Here is a 17,351-nt window from a genome sequence, read left to right on the forward strand (position 1 = left end):
ATCGCATGGGAATCCGTACCCTTGTCACCCTGCTGATCGTCGCGCTTGGCGTGATCGCCGCCTTGGCTACGCAGGAAGCCTATAGCCTGTTTCTACCGGGGCTGCTGCAAGGCGCGGTCCTGACGATCGAGATCGCCATCCTCGGCAGCCTGCTGGCAATTGTCATGGGCGTGCTGGCAGCGCTGGCGCGGATGTACGGCCCGGCGCCGCTCAGATGGCTGGCCACGGTCTATGTCGAGATTTTCCGCGGCACGTCGGCGCTGGTGCAATTGTTCTGGTTGTTTTTCGTGCTGCCGCAATTCGGTGTCACCCTCAACGCATTTCTGGTTGCCGTTCTGGCGCTCGGCCTGAACGTTGGTGCTTACGGATCGGAAGTCGTGCGCGGCGCGATCCAGTCCGTCGCTCGCGGACAGTGGGAGGCGTGCACTGCGCTGAACATGAGCCGCCCCCAGATGCTGCGCCGGATCATACTGCCACAGGCTTTCGTCGCCATGATCCCACCTTGGGGCAATTTGTTCATCGAGCTTTTGAAATCGACAGCGCTGGTCTCGCTGATAACGCTCTCGGACCTCGCTTTCAAGGCGCAGCAGATGAACCAGAATACGTTCAAGACCATTCCGATCTTCACCCTCGTCCTGCTGATGTATTTGGCAATGTCGCTGGTTGTGACCATCGGCATGCGGCTTCTCGAAAGGCGAGCTTCGCTTGGGCTGGCGCGGGGGAAGGCAGCATGATCTGGGATTGGGCATTTGCTTTTGAAATCCTGCCGGTGCTCGCCCGCGCCGCCATCGTCTCCATCGAAGCGACGCTGATCGGCTTTGCGCTTGCCGCCTCGCTTGGCCTGGTACTGGCGGTCGTCCGCATTGCCGTGCCTTGGACCGGCTGGACGATTTCGGTGCTGGTCGAGCTGATCCGTTCTACCCCGCTGCTGATCCAGATATTCTTTCTCTATTTCGTCTTTCCGAAATTCGGTGTCGTGCTCGACGCCTTCACCGCCGGGGTGCTTGCCATCGGCATCCACTATGCCGCCTATTGCTCCGAGGTCTATCGCGCCGGTTTCGACAACATCCATCGCGGCCAATGGGAAGCCTCGATCGCGCTCAACCTGTCGTCCTGGACGACGTTCCGCGACATCATCATCCCGCAGGCGATTCCGCCAATCGTTCCGGCGCTCGGCAACTATCTGGTCGCCTTGTTCAAGGAGACGCCATTGCTTTCCGCGATCGCCGTGATGGAACTGATGCAGACCGCCAAGATCATCGGCTCCGATACCTTCCGCTACACCGAGCCGATGACGCTGGTCGGCCTGTTCTTCCTTGCCATGAGCCTGGTTTCGGCCGTGCTCATCCGCTCCCTGGAACGCCTGCTCAACCGGAGGACCATGCGATGACAGAACAACCGATGGTCCGCTTCGACAATGTCTCGAAGCGCTACGGCGCGCTGACCGTTCTCGACGGACTCAACCTCGAAATAGCACGCGGCGAGAAGGTCTCCATCATCGGCCCGTCGGGTTCCGGCAAGACCACGGTGCTGCGCATGCTGATGACGCTGGAGACGATCAATGACGGGGTCATCTGGGTCGAAGGCCAGCCGCTCACCCACATGGAGAGGAACGGCAAGCTTGTTCCCGCCGATCTCGCACACATTCGCAAGATCCGCGCCAAGATCGGCATGGTGTTCCAGTCGTTCAATCTGTTCCCGCACATGACGGCGATGCAGAACTGCATCGAGGCCCCGATAACCGTGCTCGGCATGAAGCGGGCCGATGCCGAGGCGCGTGCGGCCGAATTGCTCGACATGGTCGGCTTGTCGGAGAAGAAGGACCACTATCCCTCGCAGCTTTCCGGCGGCCAGCAGCAGCGTGTCGCCATCGCCCGCGCTTGCGCCATGCGGCCCAAGATCATGCTGTTCGACGAAGTGACCTCGGCACTCGACCCCGAGCTCGTCGGCGAAGTGCTTGAAGTTATCCGAAAACTCGGTAGGGAACATGACCTCACCATGCTGATGGTCACCCACCAGATGGGATTTGCCAAGGAGTTCTCCGATCGCGTCTGCTTCTTCCATGCGGGCAAGATCTGCGAGCAGGGGCCGCCAGCCGAGTTGTTCGGCGCCCCCAAGAACGAGCGGACACGGCAGTTCCTGCACGCTGTCCTGGAGGCTGGATGACGCTTGAGACAGATGCCACGCCCATAGCCGTGACGGCCGCGCCGACGCGCCCGCTCTCGGCGCGGGAGCGGTTCGAGCGTATCTACCGGATACTGCGCGACCGCATCTGCCTGCTCGACTACGCGCCGGGTAGCCATCTCTCCGAGGAAGAACTTGCCCAGGAATTCCAGATCAGCCGCACGCCGGTTCGGCGTGTCCTGGCGCGCCTCGAATCCGAGGGGCTGGTTCAGTCAGTCCATGGCGTCGGCACGATCGTCACCGACGTCGACATCGAGGAATTGCAGCAGGTCTATCACTTGCGCCTGGAACTGGCGCTCCTCGTCGGCAAGCTTTCACCGATCCCGCGCACGGCGGACGACCTCGACCGGATCCGGGCGCTCATCGCGCGCTGCGATTCCGATGTGCTCAATCCCGACCAGCGCGCTTTCCTGCGCCTCAACATGGATTTTTTCTACGAGCTCACGGCGATGACCGGTAACCAGCCGCTGCGTGAGATCAGCGAGCGCCTGTATTTTCAAGTCGCGCGCGTCGTGCTGAAGTTGATGCCGCAGTTGGGCCTTGTCGAGGAGTTCACTGCGTTCCGTCGCGAAATGGAAGAGGTGCTTGCCGCCGCCGAAATCGGCGACTGGGAGTCCATCGGGCACATAAGACGCGCTCATATCTCAATGAGCTTTCGCCGCATGATGCGTCATGCAGGCGAGGCCAACATCGCCACGTAGGGCTACGCGAGGTCGCGCGCTAGATCGGTTCATCGTTTCAGGGAAACGCCGAACCGCTCTATCTCTTTGTTTTTTGCGCAATTCGGACGGAAAACCGTTTCACACTTTTCCTGGAATTGCTCTAGTTGCCGTTTGATCCGGCGAACGCCGGATCACGACCGGTGGGCAGCGCTTCGTCGGCTGGCAACCAGCTTCAGCCAAGGCGCCGAATGGAAGGCGCTCATCAGCAAGTACATGATGACCATTCCGCTCAGCGGCGAGGCATCTTCCGCAGCCGTGCAGACCATGTCCGCATCACCGGTAACGGCCGTCAGCAGCGCCATGATTGCGAATGTTGGCGCGGCCGCCAGCGACAGCCAGTCGGCCGCGCCGCGGGCGGCGACGTTGTCGCTTGGGAAAGCGGCAGATCCGCTGCGTGCGGGCGGCGTCTTCAGCGCGTGGTCGGGGTGGAGTGTCATCGAGACGTCAGCCCTGGCCGTACTCGTCGTGGCGCCGCCACCAGACGCCCTTCTCGTTGCGCCCTCGAGGCGCGCGGTCGAGCCACTGATACATGCCCCAGAGGCCGTCCAATCCGCGCGCATAGGTGGAATAGGCGTGGTAGACGACGCCGTCCTCGAGCACGAACGTGCTCATGCCCGGCCTCTCGCGCGTGTAGGTGGCCGTGTCTGTCCCGCTCATCGCAGCGAACGTCGCGGAGCCGTCGGCAGTCGTGCGCGAGGGTATCTCGGCGAGAGGCGTCTCGCGCACATAGTTGTATTCGATGCCCTCCTCGCGCTGCTGCTCCTCGGTGAACGAAACGTCGAAGTCGAAATTGAAGTCGCTGCCGTGCGAGGACGCCCAAGGGAAAGTCCATCCCATCCGCCGCTTGTACGCCTGCAGCTTCGCGAGCGGTGCCCGCGATACCGCCGAAAGCGTGACATCGTGGTTGGCGAGGTGGACGACGAAGCCGTCGAACCCGTCCGTGATCGCCGAGCAGGCCGGACACCCCGCCGTGTAGTCGGGCCCGAACATGAAATGGTAGACGAGGAGCTGCGAGCGCCCCCTGAAAAGGTCCGCCAGTGAGGCGCTGCCTTCGTCGGTCTCAAATCGGTAGTCCTTGTCGATCCGAACCCAAGGCAGCTCTTGCCGCCGCTGCGCCAGCTCGTCACTTTGCCGCGTGAGCTCCTTCTCCGCATCGAGCAGATCAAGCCGCGCTGCCAGCCACTGCTCACGTGTTCCGGTCTTGTGTGTCGGCATCGTTCTTCTCCTCTATGTCCTGCGTCGTTCGCACCGTTTTCCATGCGGCGCGCTGGCTGTTGGTCTTGAGATAGATTAGGACCGGATATCGAATGGTGAGAGTTACAAGTGTGACGGGATTCCGATGGACTCGCTGATCACCGCTGCGGCGCGCGCCCTCGCGACGGGTGATCCCCTCGGCGCATTGAAGCGGGTCGCCCTGCGTGACGATGCGCCTGCGCTCGCGCTGCGCGGCATTGCGATGGCGCAGCTCGGCGATTTCGTTCGAGCAAAGGCTCTCCTCAAAAGTGCTGCGCGCGCCTTCGGCCCGAAAGAGGCCGTGGCCCGCGCGAGGTGCGTCGTCGCCGAAGCCGAGATCGCACTCGTCTCGCGCGACCTGGGCTGGCCGGCGAAGGCACTCGACGCCGCGCGGTCGACGCTTGAAAAGCACGGCGACCACGTCAATGCCGCGCATGCGCTCAATCTCGAGGTCCGGCGCCTGCTCCTGATAGGACGCCTCGACGAGGCCGAGCGCAGGCTCGCCGGGTTCGACCCCACACCGTTCCCACCCGCGTCGAGGGCCGCCCACGAGATGGTGGTTGCGGGAATCGCGATCCGACGCCTCCAGACCAGGGCGGCGCGCGCTGCGCTCGCTCGCGCCGAGCATGCCGCGCGCGAGGCGGATATCCCGGCACTAACGGCAGAGGTCGAAGGCACATCCCTCGTGATGAACACGCCCGCGGCGCGCCTGATCGCGCGTGGCGAGGAACGCCCGCTTCTGCTTGAAGAGGTCGAAGCGCTGCTGGCGTCGGAGGCGCTCGTCGTGGACGCGTGCCGCAATGTCGTGCGGGGCGCCGGCATGATCGTCTCGCTCGCGACGCGCCCGGTCTTGTTCGCGCTTGCGCGCACGCTGGGCGAAGCCTGGCCCGCAGACGTGCCGAGGAGCACGCTCGTCGCCCGCGCCTTCGGCGGCAAGCACGCCGATGAATCGCATCGCGCCCGGTTGCGAGTCGAAATCGGGCGGCTTCGCGTGGAACTGCGGTCGCTGGCGGATTTGAGCGCGACCAAGCGAGGCTTTGCGCTTAAGCCGCGCCGCGCGCCCGAGATCGTCGTGTTGGCGCCGCCCGTCGAAGAGCAGCATGCGGGGATGCTCGCCTTCCTTGCCGACGGCGAGTCGTGGTCGAGCTCGGCGCTCGCGATTGCGCTCGGAGCCAGCTCGCGCACCGTTCAGCGATCGCTCGAGCAGCTTGCGGCAGCAGGCAAGGTGCAGTCGTTCGGCCGCGGGCGAGCGCGCCGTTGGATGACCCCACCGGTGCCGGGATTCCCGACAATCTTGTTACTCCCCGGTTCACTGTCGGGCTACTAGGATAGAACCATGGAACGATCTGCAGCCGAAATCCTCCGCGAATATGGACCCTTCCCGGGTGTCGACCAGGTGGCTGGGGTTACGTTCGACGGTCAGCACGTCTGGTTTGCGTCGGGAGACAGGCTGAACGCCTTCGATCCCGTGAGCGGCGAGGCGGTGCGCTCGATCGACGTCGCCGCCCACGCAGGAACGGCCTTCGACGGTCAGCACCTGTTCCAGATCGCCGAAGACCGCATCCAGAAGATCGATCCGAAGACCGGCCAGGTGCTGGCCACGATCCCGGCGCCTGGTGGCGGCGGCGACTCGGGGCTCGCCTGGGCCGAAGGGACACTTTGGGTGGGGCAGAATCGCGGTCGCAAAATCCATCAGATCGATCCCCAGACAGGGGCAGTTCTTCGCACAATCGATTCCAACCGTATCGTCACAGGGGTCACCTGGATCGACGGCGAACTCTGGCACGGCACCTGGGAAGGTGACGAGAGCGACATCAGGCGGATAGATCCTGAGACGGGAAAGGTCCTGGAGAAGCTTGATATGCCGCCTGGAACAGGCGTGTCAGGGCTCGAATCCGATGGCGGCGATCAGTTTTTCTGCGGCGGTGGAAACAGCGGCAAGGTGAGAGCCGTCCGCCGGCCCAGGCGAGGCTCCGGCTCCTAAATCCCGATTGACTCAGTGAGCAGAGTGACCGAAGCGGCCCTCGCGGGCGAGCTTCGACGAACCGTCTGCTGGGACCGCCAGCAGGTCGGTTGGCCATCGACATGGCGGACTGGATCGCGGGAGCCCTTGCCCGCCGATTGCATGTCACCGCGCCTCTGCTTTTCATCGCGGTATCGCCGTTCCGCGGCCGTCCTCCGGCTCGCCAAATCAAAACAGTATACATTATAGACTTAAAATATCTTGCCAGGTGATCCAGCCTATGCTCCACTTGGGCCGGGAACATGGCTGACAGGTCAAATTCAGCCGACATATGGCTGCACTTCAAACGGGATGACCGCGAGAGCACAGCCGCAACCATATACGAAATCTTCGCATGGGAAGGCGTGGATGGCGGAAGCGATAGAGTTCAAACGGGTTGGCGAGGGCAATCTGCGTGCCCAGGTCTATCAGCAGATCCGCCTGACCATACAGCGCGGCGAACTGGCGCCTGGCCAGAAGCTCGTCGATGTCGATATTGCCGCCCAGCTTGGCATCTCCAGAATGCCTGTCCGCGACGCATTGATGCAGTTGGTGCATGAAGGCTATCTCGTCGGCACGACACGCGGCTTCACGCTGCCCACGCTTACTGCGACGGATATTGCCAACATTTTCGAGGTCCGCCGCCTGCTCGAACCGCGGGCGGCCGCGCACGCCGCGCGAACACTTGACGCCGCTGGCCTCAAGACGCTGGCAGCCGCGCTTCAGGAGGCAGAGGCAGCCGCCGCCGCCGGCGATGCCGCCCTCTTTTTCCAGGCCAATTCGGCATTCAGGAATTGCTGGCTCGGCGCTGTCGAGAACGATCGCCTTTCCCAAACGATTGCCCGCTTCGCCGACCACGTGCTCGTCGTCCGGTTAAAGACGCTGTCGCACCAGCCGACGCAGGCCGTCATCGTGGCCGGCATGCGCGCAATCTACGAGGCGTTCGCCAAGCGCGACGCCGTCGCGGCTTACGACCGCATGACCCACTTCATTCAGAACGCCGAGGAGCGTTTCATGAAGCTGAGCCCGCCGTTGCAACAGTTCGACGACGAAGCTGCGAGCATTCCGCGGCAGGGAAAATCATGATCAGAAAGCAGCATCCGCTGAAAGGGCCGAACAGATTCAAGCTCGGCGTCTTTTCGATGAACGCCGATGGCGGCCTGGCAATGACCACCGTTCCCGAGCGCTGGCGCGCCCGCTGGGAAGACAACCTCAATTCTGCCTGCATCGCCGATCGGGCCGGCCTGGAGTTTCTGCTGCCGATCGCGCGTTGGCGCGGCTTCGGCGGTCTGACGCATGTGCGGGAGTGGTCGTTCGAGACTTTCACCTGGGCGGCGGGTCTCGCCGTCGCCACGGAGAACATCGGTCTGTTCATGACCGTGCATGTGCCGCTGGTTCATCCGCTGCAGGCTGCAAAAGCGCTGGCGACGGTCGACCACATCTCTAACGGGCGTGCCGGCTTGAACATTGTCTGCGGCTGGAACCCGGACGAGTTCGCCATGTTCGGGCAGACGGTCGGCGACCGGACCTACGATCAGGCCGAAGAATGGATCAACATCATCGAGCGTGCCTACCAGTCCAGGGAGCCGTTCGACTTTGGCGGCGAATTCTATGATCTGAAGGGGGTCGTCAGCCGTCCGCCAAGCCTGCAGGCGCCGCGCCCGGTGACCATGAACGCCGCTTTCGGCGCGCCGGGGCGCAACTATGCGGCGCGCCACTGCGACTACCTCTTTTCTACTTTTTCCGAAATTGCCGATGGCCGCGCGCATGTGGTCGACATCACCAACCGGGCGGCTGAAGTCGGACGCGAAGTCGGCGTCTACACAGTTTGCCATGTCGTCTGCCGGGAGACCCAGCAGGAAGCCGAGGATTATTACCGGCACTACGCGCTTGAATGCGCGGACGAGGGCGCGGTCGACGAGCATATGCGCAAGAAGAAGGAATTCGCGAACTCGCATGACGCAAAAGCCTTCACCGAATATCGGCAAAGGTTCGCCGGCGGTGCTGGAACGTTCCCGCTCATCGGCACACCGGAAAAGATCGTCGACGATCTCACTGAGATCATGGACCAGGGCTATTCCGGCTCCGCCCTCACATTCGTCAACTACACCTACGAATTGCCCTTCTTCTGTGACCGCGTGCTGCCGCTGATGCGCCAGGCCGGGCTTCGCGTAAATTGATGCCGGCGGCCGCCATTCCGACGCCATGGGTGCATGGGCACGACGCCATCAATCCGCGCGCCTTCAAGCAGGCAATGCGGGCCGTGGCGGGCTCGGTCGCCATCCTCGCGGCGGAGCATGACGAGATCGGCTTTTGCGGCATCACGGCGACAGCCGTCTGCTCATTCAGCGCCGAGCCGCCTTCGCTGCTGGCCTGCGTCAACCGCAGCAGCACCTTTGCCTCGGCCATTCGCGAAGGCGTGCCCTTTTCCGTCAATCTTCCGGCCGGCGACCAGGAGAATGTTGCGCGCGCCTTTGGCGGCATGACCAAAGCCAAGGGCGTGGCGCGGTTCTCGTCCGGATCATGGGTGCGCGGCGGAACCGGCGCGCCCTTGCTTGTCGGCGCGCGGGCAATGTTCGAGTGCCGGGTAGCCGAAATCATCGTTCGGGCATCGCACATGATCGTCATCGGCATCGTCTCGGGGGTGGCGCTGGATCGCGCTGACCGATCGCCGGTCTTCTACGCGCATGGACGGTTCCTGACGGTAGGAGATGAGGCCAACTAGACGCCGTTCGCGCAGCGGAGCAGCGATCGCAATTTCAGATCGGCCCGATCGCGGGCCCAACATAAGCGAAGTGATCTATCAGAGGGAGTACGGCAATGCGCATTTGGAAGTCCCTTGTTCTGGCTGCACTCATGTCGGGTGTGGCGGGTATCGCCACGGCTGAAGAAGTTGTCCTCAATGCCGTGCATTTTACGCCTGCGCAGAACGGCTACGCACAGAGTTTCCTAAAATTCGTTCAGAAGGTGAACGAAAAGGGCAAGGGCGTGGTTCAGATCAATGTGCGTGGCGGGCCGGAGGTCGTTCCGCCGATTCAGCAGGGTGCGGCGCTCAAGAGCGGCCTGATCGACGTGATCGACACGCCGGCAGGTCAGTTCCTGGAGCTCGTTCCCGAAGGCGAGGTTTTCTCTGCATCGACGAAGACGCCCTGGGAGGTTCGCGAGAATGGCGGCTGGGATTTCATCAGCGGAATTTTCGAGAAGAAGGCCAATGCCCATCTGCTGGCCCACGTCGACGCGGGCTCGGGCTTCAACATCTTCACCATCGACGAGCCAAAGCTCAATGATGAAGGCAGCATCGACTGGAGCAGCCTGAAGATACGTTCGTCGCCGCTCTATCGTGATTTCCTCGAATCCCTGGGCGCAACCGTCATCGTGCAAGCGCCGGGAGACGTCTACACCTCGCTTGAGCGCGGCGTCGTCAATGCCAACGCCTATACCGTGTTTGGCTATTCATCGTTCGGCTGGGACAAGTTCACCAAATACCGCGTCGACCCGCAATTCTTCAAAACCGATGTGCTGGTCTCGATCAACAAGGCGAAATGGGATGCGCTGTCGCCCGAGGCGCAGAAGCTGCTTGCCGACACGGCCGTCGAATACGAGCGAGAGAGCTACGACGCCAATCTTGCCGAGTCTGAAAAGCAGGCACAGGCGATGATCGACGGCGGGCAGAAGGTGATCAGCCTGACGGGCGCTGGCCGCGACAAATTCCTGGCGGCTGCCACGCAGGCGAGCTGGGCAAGAATGACCAAACGCGATCCCAGCAACATCGAACAGTTGAAGAAATTCTTTCAATAGTCCGATGAGAGGGTGCCCTTTTGCGCCCCTCCATCAAAGGTGAGCATGAGGGCCGTCGGGAATGGACAAATTGTTTGCAGCGATCGGGAAGCTGAGCCTTGCGCTGGCCGCGGCGGCAAAGGTGGTGCTTGGCCTCATCATTGTCGCGGTGGTCGCCGATGTATGCGTCCGCAATCTGGGCCTGAGACCGCTTGCCTGGGCGGTGTCTGCGACGGAATATGGTCTGCTCTACGCGGCATTTCTGCCGATGCCCTGGCTGGTCCACAGCAAGGGCCATGTCTTCGTCGAGTTCCTGCGCAAGGCTCTGCCTGCACGGGCCCGGGCTGTGCTTGAAAAGCTGGTCTATCTCGCCTGCATCGGCGTCTGCCTCTACCTTGGCAGCGTCGCGCTCTCTTCCCTGATAGGCGCCGTGTCGGGCGGCGAATATGAGACGCGCAGCTTCGACATGCCGAAATGGCTGGTCTTTCTGCCCATCACACTCGCCTTCTACCTCTCGGCGCTGGAATGGCTCAGATATCTGCTGGGCCATGACACGCTGTACACGCTCGATCCTCTGGAAATGGAAGGGCTCTGATCGGATGGCCTGGCTGTTTCCATTCGCCGTGCTCGTCGGCGCCATCCTTGTGTTGATGGGCCTTGGGCTGCCGGTCGCCTTCGCGTTCTTCGTCACCAATGTGATCGGGCTGTATTTGTTCTTCGGCGGCTCGATCGGCGTGACGCAGATGATCGCCAACTTCTCTGACGCCGTCTCGACCTATGCGCTCGCCCCGCTGCCGATGTTCCTCGTCATGGGCAGCCTGTTCTTCCGCTCCGGCCTCGGCGAGAAAGTCATCTACGCGCTCGACCTGTGCATCGGCAATCTGCGGGGACGTCTTGCCTATGTCGTGCTCGCCGCCGGCACGATCTTTTCTGCGCTGTCAGGCTCGAGCCTCGCCAATACCGGCATGATGGGCTCGCTGATGGTGCCCGAGATGCTGAAGCGGGGCTACAAGCCGCACATGGCCTACGGGCCGGTGCTTGGAGCCGGAAGCCTCGCGGTCATCATCCCGCCATCCTCGCTGGCTGTCTTGCTCGGCTCGCTGGCCCAGATCGATGTTGGCGCGCTGCTCATAGCAGGGGCTCTACCTGGGCTGCTTCTCGTCGTCATGTACGCGATGCTGATCTTCGCACAGACGAAGATCGACCCTGACGCCGCTCCGCAATATCCGGTGCCCGCCGTTCCTGCGGCCGAGAAGGTGAGGGCGGTTGCCGTCAACATCATTCCGATGAGCGTCATCGTGTTCATGGTGGTCGGCACGATCATCCTTGGAATAGCGACGCCGACGGAGTCGGCAGGGCTCGGATGTGCCGCCGTCTTCGCGTTGTTGTTTGTCTACCGAAGGTTCAGCTGGTCGGTTGTCTGGAAGTCGCTGGACGATGCGATGAAGGTCACGGGCATGACCTTCCTGATCATCTCGGCCTCGACGACGTTCTCGCAGATATTCGCCTTCTCCGGCGCGTCGAACGGCTTTATCCAGTTCATCGTGGGCTACGATCTTGGACCATATCCCATGCTGCTCATGATGGTGCTGGTCATCCTGCTGCTCGGCATGTTCATGGATCAGGTCTCGATGATGCTGATCACGCTGCCGATCTTCCTGCCGATCGCCCAGCAATTCGGGTACGATCCGGTGTGGTTCGGGCTGATCCTGCTGCTCGCCTATGAGGTCGGCTTCACGACGCCGCCGTTTGGCCTGCTGCTGTTCATCATGATCGGCGTTGCGCCGAAAGGCACGTCGCTCAAAACTGTTGCGATGTCCGCGGCGCCCTACATCGCGCTGACCCTCCTGCTGATCCTGCTGATTGTCCTCTTTCCGCAGATCGCCCTCTTCCTTCCGAATTTGATCTAGCCGAACTCGATCCAGCAGGTGTCTGCATGCGCTTTGCCTATCTCGCTTTCTTCCACGATGACCGTCAGGCAAACCCGGCCATCGCCGATGAAGACGTTGACGCGGCGCGTCGCGTAATTGCGACAACGCCGGGTCTTGCGCTTGCAAACATCTATCTGCCCGAAGTGGCGACGGACATGTTCAACAAGGATGGGCCACCGCCGGTCTTTGGCTTCCAGCTCTATTTCGACGAGCTGGCGGACATGGAGGCGGCGCTCGCGCCGTCCGGCCATCTGCAGGCGCTTACCGCACCGGGTGTGCTGTCGAGCATCGCCGGTTCGAGGCCGACGCAGCAGGCAATGTGCGTGCGTCCGTTCCCCGTCGATAACGCTGGCGTCAGGACGTCTGGGCTGCCCTGCAGCTATCTTGTCCACTACCCCGGGCCGGCCGAAGACATGAATGCCTGGCTCTACCACTATGTGACGCATCATCCGCAATTGATGCGGGGCTTCCCCGGCATCCGCCACATCGAGGTTCTGTCGCGGCTGGATTGGTGCGGCTCGCTGCCCTGGCCGCGGATCGACCATATGCAGCGCAACCGGGTCATGTTCGACAGTCCTGCGGCGCTGACGCACGCACTGCAATCGCCGGCGCGGCTGGAGATGCGCGCCGACTACAAGACCTTCCCGCCGTTTTCAGGCGGCAGCCTGCACTTTCCGATGTCGACGGAAGCCGTGCATCCTTAGCCGCGGATCGTCGCCAAGTAAGCGCGAACTGTTTTTCGCCGACGCCGAAAAACCTCTGGAGATCTCATGTACGACTTTCGAAAAAAATGCGTCTCTCTCGATCGCCTCATCGGCACCTTCTGCGCCATCCCGCATCCGGTGGCGGTCGAAGTGGCGGCCGCCAGCGGGGTCGACTTCCTGTGCATCGACTGGGAGCATTCGCAGATTGGCCGCGAACGGCTTGAGGATCTAGTCCGCGCCGCCGACGTTCACAAGGTTCCTGCGATGGTGCGTGTGCCGGGCCACACGCCGGAGTGGATTGCGGCCGCGCTCGACGCCGGCGCCTCAGGCGTCCTGGTGCCGCGCGTCTCGACGGCCGAGCAGGCGCGCATGGCGGTCATGGCCTGCCGTTACCCGCCTGTCGGTGCACGCGGCGTTGGTCCAGGCCGTGCCGCCGGTTATGGGTACAGGATTCCGGACTACCTCAAGTCGGCCAACGAGGCCCTGACGGTCGCGATCCAGGTCGAGACGGCCGAGGGCCTCGCCAACATCGACGACATTGTCCAGGTCGACGGCGTCGACGTGATCTTCATTGGTCCCGGCGACCTGTCGGTCTCGATCGATGCCATGGGGCCAGCCGGCCAGGACAAGCTCAATGCCGCGATTATCAAGATCGCGGCTGCGGCGCGCGCGGCCCGCAAGGCGGTCGGCATCTTTCGCCCTTCGGCAGACGATATCGGCAAATGGTCGAAGCACGGCATCAGCTTCTACATGCTGGCCAGCGACACGATGTTTCTTGGCGCCGGCCTTGCCGCCGGTGCGGCCTCTGCGCGCAGCGCCTGATAGCAAGAGATTGGCATGAAGATAATCAAGACCGACGGCGTGTTGTCAGTCGAGGCAGAGCAGCTGCGCTATCTCGACGGCTTGAACGCCGAGTTTATCGAAAAGACGCTTCTCACAGAGGATGCCCTGATCGAGCAGTGCCGTGACGCCGATGCATTGATGGTATTACGGGAGCCGATCACGGCTCGCGTGCTGGCCGAACTGAAGAACCTCAAGGTCATCGGACGGTTCGGCGTAGGGCTCGACTCGATCGATATCGAGGCCGCCAGCCGTGCCGGTGTTCAGGTAACCTATGTGCCGGACGCCAACCTGGTGGAGGTCAGCACACATGCGATGGCGCTGATCCTGGCCCTGACGCGCAGGCTGAAACAGTTCGACAGCGCAGTCCGCGCCGGCCGCTGGGCCGCAATGACCGACGGCGCCGGCATCACGCGGCCGGACAGGCAGATCCTTGGCCTGATCGGCTTCGGCCAGATCGGACGTCTGACCGCCGAGCGGGCACGGGCCTTCGGCTACCATATCATCGCCTACGACCCATACATGCCGGCAGAGCGCATTACGGCCGGCGGTGCTGAACCGGTCGGTTTCGATGAGCTGCTCGCCAGGGCCGACATTGTCTCGCTGCACGTTCCAGCGACACCGGAAACCAGAAACATCATGTCGGCTGATGCCCTGTCGCGCATGAAGCAAGGGGCGATGCTCATCAACGTGTCCCGTGGCGGCCTGGTCGACGAGGTCGCGTTGGCGGATTTGATCCGGCGCAGCCATTTGGCCGGCGCCGGCATCGACACATTCGAGCAGGAGCCGCCTTCGCCCGACAATCCGCTGCTGGCGCTGGACACCGTCCTGGTCAGTCCACACGCGGCGCACTACTCGACCCAGTCCTACGCCGAGGTCCGCAACAAGGTGTTTGCCGATGTCGCATCGGTCCTGCGCGGCGGGAAGCCGGTCTATCCGGTCAACCGGATATGACTGCTCGCGGCTGCAAATAGCTTAGCCCCGTTTGGGCTTGTCGCGACGCTCAACGATGTAGATGTGGTCGGCCGCCAGGACGACATCGCCATGCTGGTTGATCACCTCGCAGCGCTCGATGACCCGGCCCGAACCCGGCCGCTTCGGGTCGTCCTCCTTGGCCGAGATGGTGGTGCGGGTCTTGATCGTATCGCCGATGAACACCGGCTTGATGAAGCGCAGCCTGTCATAGCCATAGGAGAAGGCGACTGGGTTGATGACGCTTGCCGTCAGTCCGACGCCGACCGAAAAAACCAGCGTGCCATGGGCGATGCGCTGGCCGAACGGCGTCGTCTTCATGAACTCGGCGTCCATGTGGTGAGGGAAGAAATCGCCCGTATGGCCGGCATGCACGACGAAGTCGGTCTCGGTGATGGTGCGCCCGCTGGTCATGCGCGACGAGCCGATCTGGTAGTCTTCAAAGTAGATCGTCTGCTCCATGTCAGGGCCTCGTTGCGATCGGTGTTGCCGGCGCCGCGCTCGATCGGTAGGCGGCCTCGACCAGCGCCATCGTGTTCCAGCCGTCCTCAACGGAACTGACCAGTTCGGCGTCTTCACCGCAAGCGTAGCGCTGGACATTGGCCATGCGGCCGACGAAGGCGTCCGGAAACCATTCGCCGACGAGCGGCACCGTAATCCAGTCGGAGCCGCCCTTCGGATAGATTTCAAGGATGTCAGGCTCGCCGCGCGGATAATCGAGATTGAGCCCGAGTTTGAGATAGGCGGCGCCCTCGGTGCCGCAGATGCGGAACTCGCAGGCCTGATGCCGGCGACCGAACTTGTGATCGTGATTGATCGACAACGCACAGCGCACGATATCGCCATAGTCGAGGATCGCGCTGGTGCGCGTTTGCGCGACCTTGTGGTTGGGATAGCCGAGCGTCTTGGCGTGAACCCCCTTGGGATCGCCGAGCAATTGCCGGATCAGGTCGAGATAATGGATCGAATGCATGGCGATCTCGACGCGCGGCGCCTTGAGCAGGAACTCCCAGAGCTGCCAAGGTGTCGCCAGCGCCAGCCATGCGTCGAAATCGACCACGTCGCCAAGCCAGCCCTTGGCGATCGCATCCTTCAGCGCCAGCATCATCGGCGCGAAACGGAGCTGGAAATTCACCGCAGCCTTCAGATCTTTGGAGCGGCAGATTTCAAGGATTTCGGTGGCCTCGGTAAGATCGCTGCCCATCGGCTTCTGGATCAGCGCTACGGCGCCGTCGGGCAACGCCCTGAGCACGCCGGCATGATGAGCCGGCGGCGTCGCCAGATCGAAGACGACATCCTCGATCGCCGCGGCTTCCTCGACCGACCGGTAAGCGGTGACGCCCCATTTTGCCGCGAGTTCTTCCGCCTTGTCGTGATCGGGATCGAAGAGTCCGGGGACCGGAAAGCCGGCTTTCGCATAGGCCGGGAAATGCGCATCGCCGACGATCGAGCCGGCGCCGAAAATCACGATCGGTCTCGGCTTCGATGGCTGCCCCCAAGCCTGGGCGAGCGAGGCAGGATCGAAAACGCCATCAGTCATGATGGAAGACCTCTTCCATCGAGGCCCACCATTCGCCGTCCTTGCGTGTCGGCAGCGGCTCCTGGCAAGGCATGCACAGCGCCCACCATTCCTGCGTCTTGGGATCAGCGGCCATCTTCGCCATGTCGGCGGCATAGTCGGTGCCGTGATATTCGAAAGTGCTGAACAAAAGGTGCTCCGGCTCCTTGAGATAGATCGAATAATTCCTGATGTTGCAGGAGGAGATCATGGCCAGCACGTCAGGCCAGACGGCAGCGTGAAGCCGCACATACTCGGCGACCTTTTCCGGCTTGAGGCCGAGCACCATTCCCATCCGCTGCATGTCCGGCTCCCTATTTCATTATGTCGGTCGTGAATTCCGCGATGCTCTTCGCTTTGACCGCGTCCCAATCCCAGTCGATGCCGATGCCGGGCTCGTCCGGCGCCAGTGCGTGCCCGTTCTCAATGCGCATTTTCTTGCCGGTCAGGTCGTCAAGCTGGGGAATATACTCGACATATCGGCCGTTCTGAATGGCGCAGGTCAGGCTGACATGCAGTTCCATCAGGAAATGCGGGCAGACCGGGATGTCGAACGCCTCGGCCGCATGCGCCACCTTCAGCCAGGGCGTGATGCCGCCGATGCGGCCGACATCGACCTGCACGATCGAGCAGCCGCCTTTTTGCATATATTCGCGGAAATGGCGGATCGAATAGAGCGACTCGCCGATAGCGATCGGCGTCGACGTCGCATTCGACAGCCGCACATGGCCGTCTATGTCATCGGCCGGCAACGGTTCCTCGATCCAGGCGAGGTCGAGATCGCGCAGCCGCTCCGCCCGGCGGATCGCCTCGTCGACCGAAAAGCCCTGGTTGCAGTCGGTCATGATTTCGTAGGATGAGCCGACTGCCTGGCGCACGGCCGTCAGCCGGGCAAGGTCCTCGGAGCCGTGCGGTTTGCCGATCTTGACCTTCGAGCCGCGAAAACCCTTTGCCTTGGCGGCCAGCGCGTCCTCGACCAGCGCCTCGGTCTCGATATGCAGCCAGCCGCCCTCGGTCGTGTAGAGCGGGCAGCGGTCCTTGGCGCCGCCGGCCAGTTTCCACAGCGGTAGCCCCTGTTTCTTCGCCCGCAGGTCCCAAAGTGCGGTATCGATGGCCGCCAGCGCGATTGCCGTGATTGCGCCGATCGTCGTGGCATGGGTGGCGAATTCGAGCTCGTGCCAGATCGCCTCGATCATGTCGGCGTCGCGGCCGATCAGCCGCGGCACAAGATGGTCGGCCAACAGCCGCATCACCGAGGAGCCGCCGGTGCCGATCGTGTAGCTGTAGCCAGTGCCGATCGCGCCGTCGGCGTCGGTGATGGTGACGATCGGCGTTTCCTGGCTGACAAAACTCTGGATCGCATCGGTGCGCTTGACCTTCGGCACCAGGTCGACCATCCGCAGTTCGACTTTTTCGATCTTGGCCATG

General features: G+C 62.6%; 21 protein-coding genes. 15 read left to right on the forward strand and 6 right to left on the reverse strand.

All coding sequences use genetic code 11. The annotated features are described in order from the left end of the window. Nucleotides 1-5 precede the first annotated feature (5 nt). From ehuC to CIT25_RS06480, 4 genes are read left to right on the forward strand one after another with little or no spacing between them, the layout of a single operon-like run. Nucleotides 6-734, forward strand: a complete 729-nt coding sequence (gene ehuC / locus CIT25_RS06465; protein WP_095483717.1) for an ectoine/hydroxyectoine ABC transporter permease subunit EhuC — start codon at nucleotides 6-8, stop codon at nucleotides 732-734. After that, the gene (ehuD, locus tag CIT25_RS06470) at nucleotides 731-1,390 is read left to right on the forward strand and encodes an ectoine/hydroxyectoine ABC transporter permease subunit EhuD (RefSeq protein WP_095483718.1); all 660 of its coding nucleotides are present in this window, start codon (nucleotides 731-733) and stop codon (nucleotides 1,388-1,390) included. Before ehuC ends, ehuD begins: the two co-directional genes overlap by 4 nt. Beyond that, nucleotides 1,387-2,166, forward strand: a complete 780-nt coding sequence (gene ehuA, locus CIT25_RS06475) for an ectoine/hydroxyectoine ABC transporter ATP-binding protein EhuA (protein WP_095483719.1) — start codon at nucleotides 1,387-1,389, stop codon at nucleotides 2,164-2,166. Before ehuD ends, ehuA begins: the two co-directional genes overlap by 4 nt. Next, nucleotides 2,163-2,885, forward strand: a complete 723-nt coding sequence (locus CIT25_RS06480) for a GntR family transcriptional regulator (protein ID WP_095483720.1) — start codon at nucleotides 2,163-2,165, stop codon at nucleotides 2,883-2,885. Before ehuA ends, CIT25_RS06480 begins: the two co-directional genes overlap by 4 nt. Nucleotides 2,886-3,037: 152 nt before the next feature. On the opposite strand, the gene CIT25_RS06485 is transcribed toward CIT25_RS06480, so the two are convergent. Both CIT25_RS06485 and CIT25_RS06490 read right to left on the reverse strand, forming a co-directional pair. Next, nucleotides 3,038-3,343 carry a hypothetical protein gene (locus CIT25_RS06485; protein ID WP_095483721.1) on the reverse strand — a complete coding sequence of 102 codons (306 nt, stop codon included), beginning with the start codon at nucleotides 3,341-3,343 and terminating at the stop codon, nucleotides 3,038-3,040. A 7-nt stretch (nucleotides 3,344-3,350) separates the two neighbouring features. Further along, a complete protein-coding gene (locus CIT25_RS06490; RefSeq protein ID WP_095483722.1) occupies nucleotides 3,351-4,121 on the reverse strand; it encodes a DUF899 domain-containing protein in 771 nt (256 codons plus the stop codon). 124 nt (nucleotides 4,122-4,245) lie between these two features. Between CIT25_RS06490 and CIT25_RS06495 the strand changes: the two genes are divergently transcribed. The 11 genes from CIT25_RS06495 to CIT25_RS06545 all read left to right on the forward strand — a co-directional run bounded on the left by CIT25_RS06495 (nucleotide 4,246) and on the right by CIT25_RS06545 (nucleotide 14,347). Beyond that, complete coding sequence (locus CIT25_RS06495) at nucleotides 4,246-5,466, forward strand: helix-turn-helix domain-containing protein (RefSeq protein WP_095483723.1); 1,221 nt, start codon at nucleotides 4,246-4,248, stop codon at nucleotides 5,464-5,466. Nucleotides 5,467-5,475: 9 nt separating this feature from the next. Then, a complete protein-coding gene (locus CIT25_RS06500; protein WP_095483724.1) occupies nucleotides 5,476-6,123 on the forward strand; it encodes a Vgb family protein in 648 nt (215 codons plus the stop codon). A 387-nt stretch (nucleotides 6,124-6,510) separates the two neighbouring features. Continuing rightward, nucleotides 6,511-7,227, forward strand: coding sequence for a GntR family transcriptional regulator (locus CIT25_RS06505; protein ID WP_158302521.1), 717 nt, complete (start codon nucleotides 6,511-6,513; stop codon nucleotides 7,225-7,227). After that, entirely contained in the window at nucleotides 7,227-8,321 is a 1,095-nt protein-coding gene (locus CIT25_RS06510) for an LLM class flavin-dependent oxidoreductase (RefSeq protein WP_095483998.1), read from the forward strand. Before CIT25_RS06505 ends, CIT25_RS06510 begins: the two co-directional genes overlap by 1 nt. Further along, entirely contained in the window at nucleotides 8,321-8,866 is a 546-nt protein-coding gene (locus tag CIT25_RS06515) for a flavin reductase family protein (protein WP_095483726.1), read from the forward strand. Before CIT25_RS06510 ends, CIT25_RS06515 begins: the two co-directional genes overlap by 1 nt. Nucleotides 8,867-8,961: 95 nt before the next feature. Further along, a complete protein-coding gene (gene dctP / locus CIT25_RS06520) occupies nucleotides 8,962-9,939 on the forward strand; it encodes a TRAP transporter substrate-binding protein DctP (RefSeq protein ID WP_095483727.1) in 978 nt (325 codons plus the stop codon). 61 nt (nucleotides 9,940-10,000) lie between these two features. Beyond that, nucleotides 10,001-10,513, forward strand: coding sequence for a TRAP transporter small permease (locus tag CIT25_RS06525; protein WP_095483728.1), 513 nt, complete (start codon nucleotides 10,001-10,003; stop codon nucleotides 10,511-10,513). Nucleotides 10,514-10,517: 4 nt separating this feature from the next. Further along, nucleotides 10,518-11,828 (forward strand): TRAP transporter large permease, encoded by a 1,311-nt coding sequence (locus CIT25_RS06530; protein ID WP_095483729.1) that lies wholly within the window; start codon nucleotides 10,518-10,520, stop codon nucleotides 11,826-11,828. Between the two features lie 26 nt (nucleotides 11,829-11,854). Further along, the gene (locus tag CIT25_RS06535; RefSeq protein ID WP_095483730.1) at nucleotides 11,855-12,553 is read left to right on the forward strand and encodes a hypothetical protein; all 699 of its coding nucleotides are present in this window, start codon (nucleotides 11,855-11,857) and stop codon (nucleotides 12,551-12,553) included. 66 nt (nucleotides 12,554-12,619) lie between these two features. Further along, a complete protein-coding gene (locus tag CIT25_RS06540; protein ID WP_095483731.1) occupies nucleotides 12,620-13,375 on the forward strand; it encodes an HpcH/HpaI aldolase family protein in 756 nt (251 codons plus the stop codon). Nucleotides 13,376-13,390: 15 nt separating this feature from the next. After that, nucleotides 13,391-14,347: a C-terminal binding protein gene (locus CIT25_RS06545; protein ID WP_095483732.1), complete on the forward strand. Its 957-nt coding sequence runs from the start codon at nucleotides 13,391-13,393 to the stop codon at nucleotides 14,345-14,347. 21 nt (nucleotides 14,348-14,368) lie between these two features. Here CIT25_RS06545 and CIT25_RS06550 read toward each other — a convergent pair whose 3' ends face one another. Genes CIT25_RS06550 through CIT25_RS06565 form a run of 4 tightly spaced genes read right to left on the reverse strand, consistent with a single transcriptional unit; the run spans nucleotide 14,369 to nucleotide 17,350 of the window. Continuing rightward, nucleotides 14,369-14,827 (reverse strand): MaoC/PaaZ C-terminal domain-containing protein, encoded by a 459-nt coding sequence (locus CIT25_RS06550; RefSeq protein ID WP_095483733.1) that lies wholly within the window; start codon nucleotides 14,825-14,827, stop codon nucleotides 14,369-14,371. A gap of 1 nt (nucleotide 14,828) precedes the next feature. Continuing rightward, nucleotides 14,829-15,905 (reverse strand): Gfo/Idh/MocA family protein, encoded by a 1,077-nt coding sequence (locus tag CIT25_RS06555; protein WP_095483734.1) that lies wholly within the window; start codon nucleotides 15,903-15,905, stop codon nucleotides 14,829-14,831. Further along, complete coding sequence (locus CIT25_RS06560) at nucleotides 15,898-16,227, reverse strand: L-rhamnose mutarotase (protein ID WP_095483735.1); 330 nt, start codon at nucleotides 16,225-16,227, stop codon at nucleotides 15,898-15,900. Before CIT25_RS06560 ends, CIT25_RS06555 begins: the two co-directional genes overlap by 8 nt. 10 nt (nucleotides 16,228-16,237) lie before the next feature. Continuing rightward, complete coding sequence (locus CIT25_RS06565; RefSeq protein WP_095483736.1) at nucleotides 16,238-17,350, reverse strand: mandelate racemase/muconate lactonizing enzyme family protein; 1,113 nt, start codon at nucleotides 17,348-17,350, stop codon at nucleotides 16,238-16,240. Nucleotide 17,351: the final 1 nt, after the last annotated feature.

Source organism: Mesorhizobium mediterraneum, assembly GCF_002284565.1.
Classification (GTDB): domain Bacteria; phylum Pseudomonadota; class Alphaproteobacteria; order Rhizobiales; family Rhizobiaceae; genus Mesorhizobium; species Mesorhizobium mediterraneum.

Coding starts and splice junctions, on each gene's coding strand:
- CIT25_RS06545 (WP_095483732.1), top strand. CDS start 13,391: ATGAAGATAATCAAGACCGACGGCGTGTTGTCAGTCGAGGCAGAGCAG.
- CIT25_RS06515 (WP_095483726.1), top strand. CDS start 8,321: ATGCCGGCGGCCGCCATTCCGACGCCATGGGTGCATGGGCACGACGCC.
- CIT25_RS06555 (WP_095483734.1), bottom strand. CDS start 15,905: ATGACTGATGGCGTTTTCGATCCTGCCTCGCTCGCCCAGGCTTGGGGG.
- CIT25_RS06500 (WP_095483724.1), top strand. CDS start 5,476: ATGGAACGATCTGCAGCCGAAATCCTCCGCGAATATGGACCCTTCCCG.
- CIT25_RS06480 (WP_095483720.1), top strand. CDS start 2,163: ATGACGCTTGAGACAGATGCCACGCCCATAGCCGTGACGGCCGCGCCG.
- ehuA (WP_095483719.1), top strand. CDS start 1,387: ATGACAGAACAACCGATGGTCCGCTTCGACAATGTCTCGAAGCGCTAC.
- CIT25_RS06530 (WP_095483729.1), top strand. CDS start 10,518: ATGGCCTGGCTGTTTCCATTCGCCGTGCTCGTCGGCGCCATCCTTGTG.
- dctP (WP_095483727.1), top strand. CDS start 8,962: ATGCGCATTTGGAAGTCCCTTGTTCTGGCTGCACTCATGTCGGGTGTG.
- CIT25_RS06560 (WP_095483735.1), bottom strand. CDS start 16,227: ATGCAGCGGATGGGAATGGTGCTCGGCCTCAAGCCGGAAAAGGTCGCC.
- CIT25_RS06565 (WP_095483736.1), bottom strand. CDS start 17,350: ATGGCCAAGATCGAAAAAGTCGAACTGCGGATGGTCGACCTGGTGCCG.
- CIT25_RS06505 (WP_158302521.1), top strand. CDS start 6,511: ATGGCGGAAGCGATAGAGTTCAAACGGGTTGGCGAGGGCAATCTGCGT.
- CIT25_RS06495 (WP_095483723.1), top strand. CDS start 4,246: ATGGACTCGCTGATCACCGCTGCGGCGCGCGCCCTCGCGACGGGTGAT.
- CIT25_RS06550 (WP_095483733.1), bottom strand. CDS start 14,827: ATGGAGCAGACGATCTACTTTGAAGACTACCAGATCGGCTCGTCGCGC.
- CIT25_RS06540 (WP_095483731.1), top strand. CDS start 12,620: ATGTACGACTTTCGAAAAAAATGCGTCTCTCTCGATCGCCTCATCGGC.
- CIT25_RS06485 (WP_095483721.1), bottom strand. CDS start 3,343: ATGACACTCCACCCCGACCACGCGCTGAAGACGCCGCCCGCACGCAGC.
- ehuD (WP_095483718.1), top strand. CDS start 731: ATGATCTGGGATTGGGCATTTGCTTTTGAAATCCTGCCGGTGCTCGCC.
- CIT25_RS06525 (WP_095483728.1), top strand. CDS start 10,001: ATGGACAAATTGTTTGCAGCGATCGGGAAGCTGAGCCTTGCGCTGGCC.
- CIT25_RS06535 (WP_095483730.1), top strand. CDS start 11,855: ATGCGCTTTGCCTATCTCGCTTTCTTCCACGATGACCGTCAGGCAAAC.
- ehuC (WP_095483717.1), top strand. CDS start 6: ATGGGAATCCGTACCCTTGTCACCCTGCTGATCGTCGCGCTTGGCGTG.
- CIT25_RS06490 (WP_095483722.1), bottom strand. CDS start 4,121: ATGCCGACACACAAGACCGGAACACGTGAGCAGTGGCTGGCAGCGCGG.